The sequence below is a fragment of the Geodermatophilus sp. URMC 64 genome (genome assembly GCF_053502555.1).
Window position 1 is genome coordinate 1,080,932 of the sequence record NZ_CP199955.1, and the last position, 15,507, is coordinate 1,096,438.

Consider the following 15,507-nt stretch of genomic DNA (forward strand, 5'->3'; position numbering starts at 1 on the left):
GATCGGGGCCGGCGCTACGGTCGGAGCCCGTGACGAGCCCCGAGCGCGAGTACGTCCGGTCCCACCTCGACGACCTGCACGCCGACCTGGACGCGTGGTTGCGCATCCCGTCGATCTCGGCCGATCCGGTGCACGCCGCCGAGGTCGCCCGCAGCGCCGAGTGGCTGGCCGAGGCGCTGCGCCGCACCGGGTTCCCCACCGTCGAGGTCTGGCCGACCCCCGGCGCGCCCGCGGTGTTCGCCGAGTGGCCGTCGGCCGACCCCGGCGCGCCGGTCGCCCTCGTCTACGGCCACCACGACGTGCAGCCGGTGGACCCGGTGGAGCTCTGGGAGCACCCGCCGTTCGAGCCGACCCTCGTCGAGGGCCCGGACGGCCCGGAGCTGCACGCCCGCGGCGCCATCGACGACAAGGGCAACGTCGCCTTCCACCTGCTCGGCATGCGGGCGCACCTCGCCGCCACCGGCCGCGACACCCCCGCGGTCACCGTCAAGCTGTTGATCGAGGGCGAGGAGGAGTCGGGGTCGCCGCACTTCGCCGAGCTGCTCCGTGAGCGGCGCGACCGGCTCGACTGCGACGTCGTCGTGGTCAGCGACACCGGCATGGCCGCGCCCGACCTGCCCAGCGCGGTCACCTCCATGCGCGGGCTCGCCGACGCCGAGATCACCCTGCGCGGGCCCGCCGTCGACCTGCACTCCGGCTCCTTCGGCGGCGGCGTCCCCAACCCGCTGCACGCAATGGCCCGGCTGCTGGCGAGCCTGCACGACGAGCAGGGCCGGGTCACCCTGCCCGGGTTCTACGACAAGGTCCGCCCCCTGTCCGACCGTGAGCGCGAGCTCATGGGCCGGGTGCCGTTCGACGAGCGGGAGTGGCTGGCCGGCCCGGCCGCCTCCCGCGTCGCCACCGGGGAGGCGGGGTTCAGCACCCAGGAGCGCATCGGCGCCCGGCCGACCGCCGAGGTCAACGGCATGTGGGGCGGCTACACCGGCCCCGGGCACAAGACGATCATCCCGGCCGAGGCGCACGCGAAGCTCACCTTCCGGCTGGTCGCCGATCAGCGGCCCGAGGAGATCGGGCCGATGGTACGGGCGTGGGTCGAGGCCAACCTGCCCGAGGGCATCGCGGCCGAGGTACACACCCCGCCCGGCGGAGTCGCGCCGTGCGCCAGCGACCTGGACTCCCCGTGGATGAACGCGCTGCTGACCGCGATCGCGCAGGCGTGGGACAGCGAGCCGGACCAGGTGCTGTTCATGAAGGAGGGCGGCAGCGGTCCGGAGGCCGACCTGGTCGAGCAGCTCGGCGCGCCGCTGGTGTTCCTCGGCGCCGGCCTGCCCACCGACCGCATCCACTCGCCCAACGAGCGGGTGCTGCTGCCGATGCTCCACCGGGGCGCGGAGGCCGCCGCCCACCTGTGGCGTGAGCTGGCCGTCGTCCGCCGGGACTGACCCCCGCGAGGCCTCCTGCCCGGCGGTCGCACGACCTACAGTGCACGCGTGAGCGAGCCTGGGGACGCGGCGCCGGCGCCGGGCTGGTATCCCGACCCCGACGGCGCGCCGGGCATGGTGCGCTGGTGGAGCGGCGCGGCGTGGTCGGACGTGACGACGCCCGTCGGGCCCGGTGTCGCCGTCCAGCGCTCGCCGGTCCTGGCGCCCCCGCCGCCCCCGCCGCCGTCCCGGCCCCCGGACGCACCGACGCCGCCCCGCTCGTTCCCGGCCGGGCTGGTGGTCGGGCTCTCCGTGCTCGCGCTGGTCGTCGTCCTGGTGGTCGGCGTCCTCGTCGGGCGGTCGAACGACGCGACGACGGCGGACGCGCCCGTGCCGGACGACCCGGTGCCCTCCGGGCCCACGTTCCCGCCGGGCACCGTGCGGATCTTCGACGAGGCCTCGGGGCTGTCCTACCCGTGGCTGGGTGAGCACTGGCTGGAGTGGAACCTCGGGCTGCAGAACGAGACGACCGCCATCGCGGGGCAGTACTTCGTCACGCAGGAGGACCTGCCCGACGGGTACGACGTCTTCATCGCCCAGTGCACCTCCGGCCCGGTCGGCCAGGGCTACGGCTGGGCCGGCCCCTCGACGCTGCAGAGCACCGTGCGCACGCTGGCCGACAGCGTCCGCCGGAACTACTACCCCGCGCCGAACGAGCGGCGGGTGCTGCGCGACGAGGCCCGCACCGTCGACGGCCACGCGGCGCACCTCTACGAGTTCGACCTGTCCTGGGACGTGCCCGGCTACGACTCCACCGGTGAGCGGGCCGCGCTCCTGCTCGTCGACGTCGGCCGCCCCGCGCCCGCGCTGCTCTACCTCTCGATCCCGAACACCCACGCCGAGCTCTACGGCGTCATCGACGAGGTCCTCGACGACGTCGAGGTGCTGTGACACCGCGACCCTCCGGGCCCCACTCGTCGGTCGCACGACAGTTACTGTCGGAACCGTGACAGCAGCTGGGGCCGAACTCACCCTGCGGCACCCGGTGGAGCGCTTCTCGCTCGACAACGGGTTGCGCGTCGTCCTCGCGCCCGACCGCAGCGTGCCGGTCGTGGCGGTCAGCGTCTTCTATGACGTGGGCATGCGCAACGAGCCCGAGGGCCGCACCGGGTTCGCCCACCTCTTCGAGCACCTGATGTTCCAGGGCTCGGCGCACGTGCCGAAGATGGAGCACGCCCGCCTGGTCCAGGCGGCCGGCGGCACGTTCAACGGCTCGACGCACCAGGACTACACCAACTACTTCGAGGCGCTGCCGGCCGAGGCGCTCGAGCGCGCGCTGTTCCTCGAGGCCGACCGCATGGCCGCCCCGGCGATCACCGAGGAGAACCTCCGCAACCAGATCGACGTGGTCAAGGAGGAGATCCGGGTCAACGTGCTCAACCGGCCCTACGGCGCCTTCCCCTGGCTGCAGCTGCCGCAGATCGCGTTCGAGAGCTTCGCCAACACCCACGACGGCTACGGCTCGTTCGTCGACCTGGAGTCCTCGACCGTCGAGGACGCCGCCGACTTCTTCGACAAGTACTACGCGCCGGGCAACGCGGTGCTGTGCATCGGCGGCGACCTCGACGTCGCCGAGACCGAGAAGCTGGTCCGCCGCTGGTTCGGCCCGGTGCCGGCCCGCGACGTGCCGCCCCTGCCCCCGACCGGAGAGGCCTCGCCCACGGGGCCGCGCCGCGGCACCGTCGAGGACCCGCTGGCCCCCGCGCCGGCCCTGGCGCTCGGCTGGCGGGTGCCCGACCCGGTGGGCGACCTCGACACCTACCTCGGCACGGTGCTGCTCGCCGAGCTGCTCAGCGAGGGCGACGCCTCGCGGCTCGAACGGCGGCTGATCCACGACGACCGGATCGCCATCGCGCAGAGCAGCTACCTCGGCCTGTTCGGGGACCCGTTCGACGTCCGCGACGCCACGCTGCTGACAACGCAGGTGCACCACCCGGCCGCGGTGCCGGCGGAGCGGGTGCTCACCGCGATCCACGAGGAGGTCGCCCGGGTGGCGGAGGACGGCGTGGCCGCGGACGAGCTGGCCCGGGTCCAGGCCCGCACCGAGGCGCAGCTGCTCCGCCAGGCCGACTCGGTGCTCGGCCGCACGCTGGGGTTCGCCGCCGCCGAGCTGGTGCACGGCCGCGCCGAGCTGGCCGGGGAGCTCGCCGCCCGGCTGGCCGCGGTCACCCCCGAGCAGGTGCAGATCGCCGCGCGGGGGCTGGGGCCCGACACCGCAGCGGTCCTCGAGCTGCGCGCCACCGGTGGTGTCAAGTGAGTGCGCCGACGCTGGACCTGTCCCTGATCCCGCCGCTGGGCGAGCCACGGCCGCAGCCCGCGCCCGCGGTCACCGAGACCGTGCTGCCCACGGGGCTGCGCGTCGTCGTCGTCCCGCGGCCGGGCGTGCCCCTGGTGGAGCTGCGGCTGCGGGTCCCGTTCGCGGCCTCCAGCGCGCGCAGCGCGGCCACGCACACCGCGCGGTCCGCCGTCCTCTCCGGTGCCGTGCTGCTCGGCACGGCCGCACACGATCAGACCGAGATCGCCCAGCTGCTCCAGGGCCACGGCGCCGAGCTGTCGGTCTCCGCCGACCCCGACCGGCTGCTGTTCTCCACCACCCTGCTGCCCGACGGGCTCGCCCCGGTGCTCGGCGTGCTGGCCGAGCTGCTCACCAGCGCCTCCTACCCGGCCGACCGGGTCGAGGGGGAGCGGGAGCGGGTGGCCGAGCGGATCTCGATCGCGCTGTCCCAGCCGGGCGTGATCGCCCGCACCGCGCTGGCCGCCCGCCGCTACGGCTCGCACCCGTACGCGCTGCAGCTGCCTGCACCGGAACTGGTGACCCAGGTCAGCAGCAGCGCACTGCGCACGCTGCACCGCGACCGCGTCCTGCCCGCCGGCAGCACCCTCGTGCTCGTCGGCGACCTCGACCCGCAGGCGGCCACGGACGCCGCCGGGGAGGCGTTGGCGGGCTGGTCCCGCGAGGGCCAGGCGGTCGCCGCACCGCCCACGCCGGCCGTCGCGCCGGGCGCCCTGGAGATCGTGGATCGCCCCGGCGCGGTGCAGTCCAACCTGCGCCTCGGTGGCCCGGCGCCCAACCGCACCGATCCCGACCTGCCCGCGGTCCGGCTGGCCAACATGGTCTACGGCGGCTACTTCTCCTCGCGGCTGGTGGAGAACATCCGCGAGCGGCGCGGCTACACCTACAGCCCGCGCAGCTCGGTCGACCACCTCGCGGCCGCGTCGTCCTTCCTCGTCGAGGCCGACGTCGCCACGGAGGTCACCGGCCCGGCGCTGCTCGAGACGTGGTACGAGCTCGGGCGCATGGCGCTCACGCCGGTGACCGAGGCGGAACTCGACGGCGCCCGCCGCTACGTCCTCGGCAGCATGGCCCTGTCGACGGCGACGCACGCCGGGCTGGCCAGCACGCTGTCGGCGCTGCTGGGTGCCGGGCTGTCCACCGACTGGCTCGCCGAGCACCAGCGGGCACTGGCCGAGGTCACCGTCGAGCAGGTGCAGGAGGCCGCGCGGCGCTACCTGTCACCGTCGGCGCTGACCGCGGTCGTCGTCGGGGACGCCGGCGAGGTGACCGAGCCGCTGCGGGCCCTCGGTCCGGTGGAGGTCGCCGCGGGGGAGGCCGAGGCATGACCACGCCGGGCAGCACTCCCGCCGACAACCCGCCACCGCCCACCACGCCGGTGACCGAGTCCGCCTGGCCGCTGGCCACCCGGGCGACGACCGGCCGTCTGCCGGTCCTGTCCCGCAGCGCGCACGACCGCGGCCACCGGATGCGCGACCTCGCCGATCCTGCCCGCGGCCGGTCGGTGCGGGTGCTCACCGTCGACGAGCGGCGCAACGTCCCCGTGCACGAGGGCCCGAAGGGGCCACAGCTCGTCTGGGACGAGCAGCCCGAGCTGCCGGTGGGCGCGGTCTACCTCGGGGAGGCCGACGGCGTGCCCTACGCCGCCGTCCGCGGCGAGCGCGCGCTGACCGTCAACGGCCGCCCGGTCGACTCCTGGACCGGGCTGCGCGAGGTCGGCGCGGACCTCGACGACCTCGATGCCGGTCTGCTCGCCCAGGCGGTCGGCATCCTCGAGTGGCACGAGCGCAACCGCTTCAGCCCGCTGTCCGGCGCCGCGACGACCATCGAGCGGGCCGGCTGGGTGCAGCGCGACCCCGAGACCGGCGCCGAGCTCTTCCCGCGGACCGACCCCGCCGTGATCATGCTCGTGCACGACGGCGGCGACCGGTGCGTGCTCGGCCGCCAGGCGGTCTGGCCGCCCGGCCGGTTCTCCATCCTCGCCGGGTTCGTCGAGCCGGGGGAGTCGGCCGAGGGCGCCGTCGCCCGGGAGGTGGCCGAGGAGGTCGGCCTGCGGGTGACCGACATCCGCTACGTGGGCAGCCAGCCGTGGCCGTTCCCGCAGTCGCTGATGCTGGGCTTCACCGCCCGTGCCGACGGCGACACCACGCTGCGGCTCGACGAGGACGAGATCGAGGAGGCCCGCTGGTTCACCCGCGACGAGCTGCGCTCGGGCAGCGGGCCGCGGGCGTTGCCCCCGCCGGTCTCGATCGCCCGGCACATCATCGACCGCTGGCTCGAGGGAGACCTCTAGCCGAACCGGCCGGCCAGCACCAGCGCCGGCCGGTCCGGGTGGTCGGCCAGCACCACCGCGTCGGCCAGCGCCGTGGGGTCCACCTCGGCGTCGTAGCGGTCGAACGCGGGCAGCTCCCACGCCTGCTCGTCGGGGGTCCGCCGCCGCCGGGCCGCCGGGCTCATGCGCAGGTGGACGACGACGTCGAAGGCCAGCCCCAGCCCCTGCAGCAACGCCCCCGGGACGAGCAGGACGCCGCCCTCCGGCAACGGCCGGCGCTCGGCCCGCGCCGCGCGATCGCGCGCCAGGTCCCACAGGACCGGCAGGAACTCGCCGCTGCCGCCGGGGCCGAGCGGGTCGAGGACCTCACGGGTCAGCGCCCCGGCGTCCAGCCAGTCGGTGTAGCGGGCGTCGGGGTCGGTCCTGCCGTGCTCCAGGCGCAGCGACGCCGGCCGGTAGAACCCCGAGGCGGGGACGACGACGGCGGCACGTCCCCGTGCCGGCAGGTGCGCGGCGACGGCGGAGGCGAGCTCGTCCGGAGCGGCCGCCGGCGGGCCGTCGACGGCCACGCGCAGCGCGGTGGCGCCCGGCTCGGCCGGCAGGCCCGCCAGGAGCGCGGCGAGGCGCTCGGCGAGCGCGGCGGGGGTGAGCGGTTGCGGGCGGGTCAGGAGCGGCCGTCCCCGGAGGCGCCGGGAGCGGCGCCTTGCCGGGTGCGGGTGTGCTCCACGCGCCGGGAGAAGGACGACCGCGGCCGCGGGCCGGGCGTCACGGGGACGCCGGCCACCACCACGCCCGGTGCGGCGGTCGCCCGCTCCGACACGCGGGTCTCGGCAGCGGCCGGACCGTCGGTGAGGGTGTCGAGGACCTCACGCGCCAGCTCGTGCACCGGGCGGCCCGAGGACCGGGCCGACGTCCGGAGCGACTCGAAGGCCGCGCGCGGGCTGATGCCCTGGCGCTCGGCCAGCACCCCGATCGCCCGCTCGGTGGAGACGCGGGCGGCCAGCGCGTGCTCCAGCTGGGCGACGGTGCGCTCCAGGGCGGCGATCCGCGCGTCCCGCGGGTCCTCGGCGTCGGTCTCGGCAGCGGCCGGGCCGCGCGCGGAGCGGCGCGCCGTCCGGTCGGGCTCCGGCTGGTTGCCGAGCGCCTCGGCGACCAGGTCCGCCAGGGACAGGCCCTCGAGCAGCGAGGCCACGGGATCGGACCCGCCGGGGGAGACCACCGACCAGCCGCGGGAGGTGCGGACGACCGCCACGGCCGGCGCGCCGTCCCCGGTGAGCCCGGCGAGGTCCGGGCACGCCGCAGCGGCGCTCGTGCGCTCGCTGCGCGTGCTCATCCCGGGGACCTCCACCGGTTGTCCCGGCCGCAGGGACCGGACCGACGCGCGACCGCGGTCACGGCCCGCAACGATGCGATCTTGCCCCTTCGGGGGCCGGGGACCGGGGATCACGCGCCGTTCAACCTCGATGACTCTGCGAGCTGCTTCTTGACCTGGTCGATGCTGGGGTTGGTCAGGGCCGTGCCGTCGGCGAAGACCAGGGTAGGGACGGTGCGGTTGCCGCCGTTGGCGGCCATCACGACGTCCGCCGCCGACTCGTCGACCTCGATGTCGACCTCGGCGTACTCGATCCCTTCCCGCTGCATGAGCTTCTTGAGCCGGACGCAGTATCCGCACCAGGTGGTGGTGTACATCGTCACGGCGGACGCAGCGGCAGACATCGGTGGGGATCCTCCCTAATGGTTCGGCGTGGGTCCACCCCGGGGTGCGCCCGGGATACCCGAAAGGGCAACACGACTCCCCTGGGGATGCTTCCCGGCGATGTCACCGGAGGCTGGGAGGATCGCAGTCGGCAGGGTGAGCAGAGGGGAGCCGGGATGCCGCAGATCGGCGCGGACACGGGCACCGTCTCCGGTGCGGAGGCGGTGCTGGCCGGGCTGGACGACGAGCAGCGCGCCGCGGCGCAGGCGGTCTCCGGTCCGGTGTGCATCCTCGCCGGCGCCGGCACCGGCAAGACCCGCACCATCACCCACCGCATCGCCTACGGGGTCCACCTCGGCGCGTTCGTGCCCGAGCAGGTCCTCGCCGTGACCTTCACCGCACGGGCCGCGGGCGAGCTGCGCGGCCGGCTGGCGAGCCTCGGGGTCGGCGGCGTCCAGGCGCGCACCTTCCACGCCGCGGCGATGCGCCAGCTGCGCTACTTCGCGCCGCGCGTGCTGGGCGGCCCGATGCCCGGCCTGGTCGAGAACAAGCTGCGGCTCGTGGCCTCGGCGGCCTCGCGGTCGCGGCTGTCGACCGACCGCACCAGCCTGCGCGACCTGGCCAGCGAGATCGAGTGGGCCAAGACCACCCTCGCCACGGCGGAGGACTACCCGGCCCGCGCGCAGGCCGCCGGCCGCGAGCCGCCCTTCGAGGCGGCCGCCGTCGCCGCGGTCTACGCCGGCTACGAGTCGGCCAAGCAGCGCGAGGGTGTGCTCGACTTCGAGGATCTGCTGCTGGTCACCGCCTACGCGCTCGAGGAGCACCAGGACGTCGCCCGGCAGGTGCGCGCGCAGTACCGGCACTTCGTCGTCGACGAGTACCAGGACGTCAACCCGCTGCAGCAGCGGCTGCTCGACGCGTGGCTCGGCGGCCGCGCGGAGGTGTGCGTCGTCGGGGACCCGAACCAGACGATCTACTCCTTCACCGGCGCCGACCCCGACTACCTGCTCGGCTTCGCCGACCGCTATCCCGACGCCGAGGTGGTCAAGCTCGAGCGCGACTACCGCTCCACGCCGCAGGTGGTGGGGCTGGCCAACAAGCTGATCGGCCAGGCGCCGCGCCGCCGGGGCCTGCCCGGGCTGCGGCTGCTCGGCCAGCGCGCCGAGGGCCCCGAGCCGGTGTTCCGCGAGCACCCCGACGAGCCGGCCGAGGCCGCCGCGGTGGCCGCCCGCTGCCGGGCGCTGATCGACGCCGGCATGCCGGCCGCCGAGATCGCCGTCCTGTTCCGGATCAACGCCCAGTCGGAGGTCTACGAGAACGCGCTGACCGACGCCGGGGTCCCCTACGTGCTCAAGGGCGGCGAGCGGTTCTTCGAGCGGCCCGAGGTCCGCGAGGCGATCGTCCTGCTGCGCGGAGCGGCGGCCGGCGGCAACGACCCCGGCATGCTCGTGCCAGCCGTGCGCGACGTGCTCGCCTCCACCGGCTGGGTGGAGCACCGCCCGCCCCCCGGCGGCGCGGCCCGCGACCGCTGGCAGTCGCTGGCGGCCCTCGTCGACCTCGCCGTCGACCTGGTCGCCGAGAACCCGTCGCTGGACCTCGCCGGCTTCGTCGCGCACCTGGCCGAGCGCGCCGACGCCCAGCACGCGCCGACGGTGCAGGGCGTCACCCTCGCGTCGATGCACGCCGCCAAGGGACTGGAGTGGGACGTCGTCTTCGTCGTCGGCCTGGTCGACGGCGTGGTGCCGATCGCGCAGTCGCTGTCCCGGCCCGAGGCGGTGGAGGAGGAGCGGCGGCTGCTCTACGTCGCCGTCACGCGCGCCCGGGAGCAGCTCACCCTCTCCTGGTCGCTCTCCCGCAACCCCGGCGGGCGGCGGGCCCGTCCGCGCAGCCGGTTCCTCACCGGGCTCGCGCCGGAGTCCGCACCCACCGCGCCACCGGTGCGCCGGACGGCGAAGAAACCGAAGGTCGTGCTCGAGGGCGAGGCGGGGGAGCTGTTCGAGCGGCTGCGGGCCTGGCGCAGCCAGGCCGCCCAGTCGGCCTCGGTGCCCGCCTACGTCGTGTTCACCGACGCCACCCTGCAGGCGATCGCGGAGAGCAGGCCGGCCAGCCTGCGCGAGCTCTCCGGCCTGCCCGGGATCGGCGCCCGCAAGCTCGAGCTCTACGGCGAGGACGTGCTCGCCACGGTGAGCGGCTGACCGCGCAGGGCGACGACGAGACGGCGCAGGACCGATTCCTCGTCCTCTTCGGGGAACACCCCGTTAATTGCGTTGACCGTCACAACGCCCGGCCCCTACTGTGCTGTCTGCGCTCGGGGAGACCTCCGCGAGCGTCCAGACCCCAGACGGCCGCCAGGCCGCGCACGGATCCCGGAGAGGAGGGGGCACCGATGCTGAGCACACCGTTCGCGTTCGCCCCCGCCGGGGTCCTCGGCTCGGGGAGCGCTGTCGCGCGTCCGTACGCCTGCGCCGCCGTCCGCCCGTCCCTGCTCGCGCCCGTCGCCGTCGCCCAGGGGACCGGTGTGCCCTTCGCCGGCATGGCGCGGCGCCGCTGGGCGGCCATCGAGGGCATCGGCTTCCAGGCCGCCCTGCCGACCACCCACCAGCACGACCCGATCACCCCGAACGACGGCACCACCCCCCTCGGGATCCACTCCCCGGGGAGACCGAAGAGCTAGCACCGCTCGCCGGTCCTCCTCGAGGCCGCGGAACCCGAACCCGGGATCCGCGGCCTTTCTCATGTCCGCGGCACCCCGGCCCCGACCACCGGTCGGCGGGCCCCCGCCGGCCGTCGCAGGCGAGTACGAGGAGGAGAGCGGCAGTGCAGCAGACGATGTCCCACCGCCGTACCGGGCTCCCCCGGACCGGCGGCCCCACCCCGAGACGCACGAGGGCGGCCCTGTCACCGGCTCCGACGCGGCGCCCGCTGCCGTGCCGGGTCGAGGACCCGGAGCTGTGGTTCGCCGAGAGCCCGGCACAGCTGGAGCAGGCCAAGAGCTTCTGCGCCGACTGCCCGGTGCGCGCGGCCTGCCTGGCCGGCGCCCTGGACCGTGGCGAGCCCTGGGGCGTCTGGGGCGGCGAGATCTTCGAACGCGGCGTCGTGATCGCCCGCAAGCGACCGCGAGGCCGTCCCCGCAAGGAGGTGGCCGCATGAGACCGGCCCGACCGACCGAACCCGTCCGCAAGACCTTCCCCGCGCCCCGAGGGGGCCGGGACTCCCGACCGAAGGAACGATCATGAGCTTCCTCGAGCAGGACCTGGTCCGCAGTCACATCCGTGACCTGCAGGCCGACGCCGTCGCCGCGGCCCGCGCGCGCCGGCTTCGTGCGGCCCGACGGTGGGCCCGCCGCGCGGAATCCGCGTCGCGGCGTGCCGCCCGGGCCAGCGCCGCCGTCCGCTGACGGCGTGCGCGACGGCGGGGAACCGGACGGGCCGGTTCCCCGCGACCGCCGGGCCGGGTCCGGACGCTCCCGGTGCGTCCGGACCCGGCCCCTCTGCTTTCCCGGCGCGGCCGGTCTTGGCAGGGTGGACGGCGTGCTCCCCGACGAGCTGCGCTGCTCCGGCTGCGGCCGCACCGGGGCCGCGGCCGACGTCGTGGCCGGCTGGTCGCTGACCCGGCCGCCACGGGCCACCGGCCGCACCGGCCCGCGCACCGCCGCCGAGGAGCGGCTCACCATGCTCTGCCCCGACTGCGCCCGCCGGCACGTCCGCGCTCTGGAGGCCCGGCTCGACCCCTAGCGGGTTCCCGGTCCGGCCACCTCGCCGTCGGATGCGGGGCGAGCCGCGCAGGCGCTCGACGGGCGGAGGCGAGCAGCCCGTGCCTGGCTAGTTGCCGTCGACGAAGCCTGGCAGCCACTCCTCGAGCACGCCGCGGAAGTTCCCGGCGGCGTCGAGCTGGCAGAGGACACCGATCGACCCGATGGTCACCCGGTGGATGAGCAGATAGGCCGGCGGCAGGTTCAGCTGGCGGCCGAGCCGGCTGGCCTCGTTGCGGGGGTCGGCGATCCGCGCCGCCTGCTCCTGCATCCAGGCGCGGGTGAAGTGGAACGAGCTGCTCTCGATCGGCTCGAGCAGCGGCCGCAGGTAGTCGAGGACCGCCTGGGCGTCGACCGCCACCCCGTGGCGCACGAAGCCCTCGACCCGCAGGTCGGCGAGCACCTCCTCGGCCCGGCCCTCCAGCGCCCAGCGCAGCAGCCGGCCGATCGGCTCGGGATGCCCGTCGGGCAGCCGGGCGGTGGCGCCGAAGTCGATGACGCCGAGCCGGCCGTCGCCGAGCAGCCGGAAGTTGCCCGGGTGCGGGTCGGCGTGCAGCAGACCGGCCCGCTCGGGCCCGGAGAAGTGCAGCACGGCCAGCAGGCGACCGGCGTGGTCGCGCTCCTCCCGGGTGCCCGAGGCGATCACCCGCGACAGCGGGGTGCCGTCGATCCACTCCGAGACGATCACCTTCGGCGCGCTGGCCACCACCCGGGGGACGGCGATCTCCGCGTCACCGGCGTAGGCGGCGGCGAACGCGCGCTGGGCGTCGGCCTCCAGGCCGTAGTCGAGCTCCTCGACCACCCGGGCCTTGAGCTCGGCGATCAGCGGCTTGACGTCCATGCCGGGGAACAGCGCGGCGAACACCCGCGCGAAGCGGGCGAGCTGGTTCAGGTCCGCCATCAGCGCGGTGGCCGCGCCCGGGTACTGGATCTTGACCGCGACGTCGCGCCCGTCGCGCCAGGTGGCGCGGTGCACCTGTCCGATGCTCGCCGCGGCCGCGGGGGCGTCGTCGAAGTCCTTGAACCGCTCCCGCCAGCGGCCGCCGAGCTGTTGGGCCAGCACCGCGTGCACGGTGCGCACCGGCATCGGCGGCGCTTCCTCCTGCAGCTTGACCAGCGCCTCGCGGTAGGGCGCGGCGACCTCGTCGGGCACCGCCGCCTCGAACACCGACAGCGTCTGGCCGAGCTTCATCGCCCCGCCCTTGAGCTGGCCGAGCACGGCGAAGAGCTGTTCGGCCGTGCGCTGCTGCAGCTCGGCGGTCACCGCCTCGGCCGGCCGGCCGGACAGGCGCTTGCCGATGCCCAGGGTCGCCCGCCCGGCTGCGCCCAGCGGGAGTGACGCCAGGCGGGCGGTCCGCGTGACCGATCCCCTCGGGATCCCCCGTCCGTCATCGCTCACGCGGCGCTCCTCGCTGACGCTCGTCGGCCGCCTTCGCGGCGCTGCTGTGCCCTCGGTGAGCTCGCAGGCTCGCTCACGGGGCGCTCCTCGCTGACGTTGATCGGCCGCGTTCGCGGCACTGCTGTCCCCTGCGGTGAGCTCGCATGCCTCGCTCACCGGATCATTGTCCCTGCCCACCCCCGCGGGCGCCGACGCACGTCCCCGGAGCGTCATCCGAAAGGGTCCGGAGTCCGCCCGGAGCGGCCCCGTCCAGGCAACCGCACCCGGGGTGGGGCGGCCAGCGGCGGACGCCGGGGAGGAGGTCCGGCGGTGTCAGCTCCACCGTCCCCTCCAGCGCGGCCGGTGACCCGGTGCCGTCCAGGAAGGCGAGCACCTGCATCGCCGCGGTCGCCGCGGTGAGCAGACAGGTGACCGCCGCGCCGCCGGCGGGAGGATCGCCGGCCGTCAGCTGCGCGGCCAGCTGCGGCCACCGCGGGTCGGCGTCCCGCCGGTGCAGGTCGGCGCACCGCAGGCAGCTGGTCACGCCCGGCACGACCAGCGGCCCGACGACGCCGGTCCGGCCGCGGACCGTGGCCACTAGGTGCGGGATGCCGGCGCGGTGCACCGCGGTCGCGAGCGGGTCCGACGCCGCCCACGGCCGCGCCAGGACCACGAGGTCGGCGGCGCCGCCCGCGGGCAGCGGCCGCAGGTCGGTGAGCGGGCTGACCCGCCGCACCGCGTCGGCCGCGGCGAGCGACCGGGGCCGTCCCTCGTCGGCGGCGGTCAGGCCGCCCACGACGGCGTCCCCCGCCGCGACCAGCCCGGAGTCGCGCACGCTGACCCGCCCGACGCCGCTGGCCGCGAGCAGCGCCGCGAGCGGGGCGCCGACGCGGGTGGCCCCCTCCACCACCACCGCGGCCGCGCGCCGGGCCCGCCAGCCGGCGCCGTCGCCGGCCAACGCGTCCGGCAGCTCCGCGGCGGTGCGCGCCTGCGCCGCCGGACCGGCGTCGGCGGCGAGCAGGTCCGCCGGGTCGACGTCGAGCAGCAGCCCGGCCGACCGCAGCCCGCCGAGCAGCGAGCGCACCGCGCCGGGATCGAGGCCCTCGCGGTCGGCGTCGGCGAGGACCGCTCGCTGCGCGCGCCGTCCGTCGAGGCCGCGCAGCAGCGCTCGGACCCAGTCGCCCCCCGCCGTGACGAGGAGTCCGTCGCGGGAGTCGACCCCGCCGACCTGGACGCCGTCGGGACTGCTGCGCAGCACCGGGACCGACGCGGGGAGGAGGGGATGTGCGGTGTCGCTCACGGACGGCAGGGTGTCAGCGGCCGGGCCGTGATCGTTGCCGCCGTCCACAGGAACGCCGACGGCGGCGCCCCGCGTCGCGGGACGCCGCCGTCAGGACGACCGGGCCGGTCAGGCCTTGCCGAGGATCCGGTTCATCTTGGTGCCGCACACGGGGCAGGTGCCCTGCGCCATGCGGCGGCCGGACTCGCTGACCTTGACCTCACCCTCGAAGTCGCGCTTCTCCTTGCACTTCACGCAGTAGCCGTTGTAGCTGTCCGCCACGGTGTCTCCTCGATCTCGAAGGCGTCCCACTGGCGCGCCGGGGCGCCATTGCGGGGGACGCTACCCCCGCGGCCAGGGGCCTTCCCTGCCGTGGGGGTACCGGAAACGGCGGTCTCCGACGTCCGGAGCTGTCCCCAGCCTGTGGACAACGGTGTGGACGGCGTGGGGACGGATCGGCGTGTCCCTGTGCGGAACCTCGGGACGGCGACCCGCCGAAAGACCCCCGGATCCTCGCCCCATCGGCGCCTCCACCTGCGCGGACGCGGCAACGGACGGTTGTGGAACGGTCCCGTGTCCAGCCCATCGGGGGAGTGCGGCGCCGGGGATGTCCACCGACCGGACGAACCGCACCCGACAGGGTGCCGTCGTGCGCGCGGAACCGGCCGCCGGTGGATACGGTGCCTCCGTGCCCGGCTCGACTCCCGACGCTCCCGACAGCCCCGCTCCGGCGGACCGCCTGCCGGCCGCCCGCGCGGTCGGCCGTGCCGTCCCCGCGGCCCGGGGTGCCCGCACCCCGGCGGGGGAGCTGCCGGCCGACGTCGAGGTCCGGCGCAGCGCCCGCCGCCGTCGAACCGTCACCGCCTACCGGGAGCTCGGCCGGACCGTCGTCCTCATCCCCGCGGCGTTCAGCCCCGCCGAGGAGCGGCGCTGGGTCGCGCAGATGGTGGCCAAGCTGCAGACCCGCGAGGAGCGCCGCCGCCGCTCCCTCGGCGGCGACGCGGAGCTGATGGCCCGGGCCCGTGCGCTCTCGGCCGCGCACCTCGACGGGATCCCGCAGCCGGTCAGCGTCCGGTGGGTGGACAACCAGCACCGCCGCTGGGGGTCGTGCACGCCCGCCGACGGCAGCATCCGGTTGTCGAGCCGGCTGCGCACCATGCCCGAGTACGTCGTCGACTACGTGCTCGTGCACGAGCTAACGCACCTGCTCGAGCCCGGCCACGACGAGCGCTTCTGGGCGTTGGTGGCCCGCTATCCGAAGGCCGAGCGCGCCCGCGGCTTCCTCGAGGGCGTGGAGCTGGCCAACGCCGCCGGCCACATGGGCGACGGCGTCGACCCCGTCGACTGAACGAGGACC

The 15,507-nt window shown here is 75.9% G+C and carries 17 protein-coding genes; 11 read left to right on the forward strand and 6 right to left on the reverse strand.

Features of this window, described 5'->3' with window-relative positions; all coding sequences use genetic code 11:
* Positions 1–29 precede the first annotated feature (29 nt).
* From ACWIYF_RS05385 to nudC, 5 genes are read left to right on the forward strand one after another with little or no spacing between them, the layout of a single operon-like run.
* Positions 30–1,442, forward strand: a complete 1,413-nt coding sequence (locus ACWIYF_RS05385; protein WP_448627087.1) for a M20/M25/M40 family metallo-hydrolase — start codon at positions 30–32, stop codon at positions 1,440–1,442.
* A gap of 48 nt (positions 1,443–1,490) precedes the next feature.
* Positions 1,491–2,372, forward strand: a complete 882-nt coding sequence (locus ACWIYF_RS05390; protein ID WP_448627088.1) for a DUF2510 domain-containing protein — start codon at positions 1,491–1,493, stop codon at positions 2,370–2,372.
* 55 nt (positions 2,373–2,427) lie between these two features.
* Entirely contained in the window at positions 2,428–3,738 is a 1,311-nt protein-coding gene (locus ACWIYF_RS05395; protein WP_448627089.1) for a M16 family metallopeptidase, read from the forward strand.
* The gene (locus tag ACWIYF_RS05400) at positions 3,735–5,102 is read left to right on the forward strand and encodes a M16 family metallopeptidase (protein WP_448627090.1); all 1,368 of its coding nucleotides are present in this window, start codon (positions 3,735–3,737) and stop codon (positions 5,100–5,102) included. Before ACWIYF_RS05395 ends, ACWIYF_RS05400 begins: the two co-directional genes overlap by 4 nt.
* A complete protein-coding gene (gene nudC / locus ACWIYF_RS05405; RefSeq protein ID WP_448627091.1) occupies positions 5,099–6,067 on the forward strand; it encodes an NAD(+) diphosphatase in 969 nt (322 codons plus the stop codon). The genes ACWIYF_RS05400 and nudC overlap by 4 nt, the downstream gene beginning before the upstream one ends.
* Here nudC and ACWIYF_RS05410 read toward each other — a convergent pair.
* The 3 genes from ACWIYF_RS05410 to ACWIYF_RS05420 form a co-directional block, all read right to left on the reverse strand.
* Positions 6,064–6,615 (reverse strand): uridine kinase, encoded by a 552-nt coding sequence (locus ACWIYF_RS05410; RefSeq protein WP_448627092.1) that lies wholly within the window; start codon positions 6,613–6,615, stop codon positions 6,064–6,066. The two genes, nudC and ACWIYF_RS05410, sit on opposite strands and share 4 nt — an antisense overlap.
* A gap of 95 nt (positions 6,616–6,710) precedes the next feature.
* Positions 6,711–7,379 carry an ANTAR domain-containing protein gene (locus ACWIYF_RS05415; protein WP_448627093.1) on the reverse strand — a complete coding sequence of 223 codons (669 nt, stop codon included), beginning with the start codon at positions 7,377–7,379 and terminating at the stop codon, positions 6,711–6,713.
* 110 nt (positions 7,380–7,489) lie between these two features.
* Positions 7,490–7,762 (reverse strand): mycoredoxin, encoded by a 273-nt coding sequence (locus ACWIYF_RS05420; RefSeq protein ID WP_448627094.1) that lies wholly within the window; start codon positions 7,760–7,762, stop codon positions 7,490–7,492.
* Positions 7,763–7,918: 156 nt separating this feature from the next.
* Between ACWIYF_RS05420 and ACWIYF_RS05425 the strand changes: the two genes are divergently transcribed.
* The 5 genes from ACWIYF_RS05425 (at position 7,919) to ACWIYF_RS05445 (ending at position 11,476) form a co-directional block, all read left to right on the forward strand.
* A complete protein-coding gene (locus ACWIYF_RS05425; protein WP_448627095.1) occupies positions 7,919–9,937 on the forward strand; it encodes an ATP-dependent helicase in 2,019 nt (672 codons plus the stop codon).
* Between the two features lie 191 nt (positions 9,938–10,128).
* Positions 10,129–10,416 (forward strand): hypothetical protein, encoded by a 288-nt coding sequence (locus tag ACWIYF_RS05430; protein WP_448627096.1) that lies wholly within the window; start codon positions 10,129–10,131, stop codon positions 10,414–10,416.
* Between the two features lie 143 nt (positions 10,417–10,559).
* Positions 10,560–10,892, forward strand: coding sequence for a WhiB family transcriptional regulator (locus tag ACWIYF_RS05435; protein ID WP_448627097.1), 333 nt, complete (start codon positions 10,560–10,562; stop codon positions 10,890–10,892).
* Positions 10,893–10,974: 82 nt separating this feature from the next.
* Positions 10,975–11,139: a hypothetical protein gene (locus ACWIYF_RS05440; protein WP_448627098.1), complete on the forward strand. Its 165-nt coding sequence runs from the start codon at positions 10,975–10,977 to the stop codon at positions 11,137–11,139.
* Positions 11,140–11,272: 133 nt separating this feature from the next.
* Positions 11,273–11,476 (forward strand): hypothetical protein, encoded by a 204-nt coding sequence (locus ACWIYF_RS05445; protein WP_448627099.1) that lies wholly within the window; start codon positions 11,273–11,275, stop codon positions 11,474–11,476.
* 87 nt (positions 11,477–11,563) lie between these two features.
* Here ACWIYF_RS05445 and ACWIYF_RS05450 read toward each other — a convergent pair whose 3' ends face one another.
* The 3 genes from ACWIYF_RS05450 to ACWIYF_RS05460 form a co-directional block, all read right to left on the reverse strand.
* Positions 11,564–12,892 (reverse strand): ABC1 kinase family protein, encoded by a 1,329-nt coding sequence (locus ACWIYF_RS05450; protein WP_448627100.1) that lies wholly within the window; start codon positions 12,890–12,892, stop codon positions 11,564–11,566.
* A 160-nt stretch (positions 12,893–13,052) separates the two neighbouring features.
* Entirely contained in the window at positions 13,053–14,171 is a 1,119-nt protein-coding gene (locus tag ACWIYF_RS05455; protein WP_448627101.1) for a ThiF family adenylyltransferase, read from the reverse strand.
* Between the two features lie 108 nt (positions 14,172–14,279).
* A complete protein-coding gene (locus ACWIYF_RS05460) occupies positions 14,280–14,432 on the reverse strand; it encodes a DUF5679 domain-containing protein (RefSeq protein ID WP_448627102.1) in 153 nt (50 codons plus the stop codon).
* Between the two features lie 406 nt (positions 14,433–14,838).
* Between ACWIYF_RS05460 and ACWIYF_RS05465 the strand changes: the two genes are divergently transcribed.
* A complete protein-coding gene (locus tag ACWIYF_RS05465; RefSeq protein ID WP_448627103.1) occupies positions 14,839–15,498 on the forward strand; it encodes a M48 metallopeptidase family protein in 660 nt (219 codons plus the stop codon).
* The last annotated feature ends 9 nt before the right edge of the window (positions 15,499–15,507 follow it).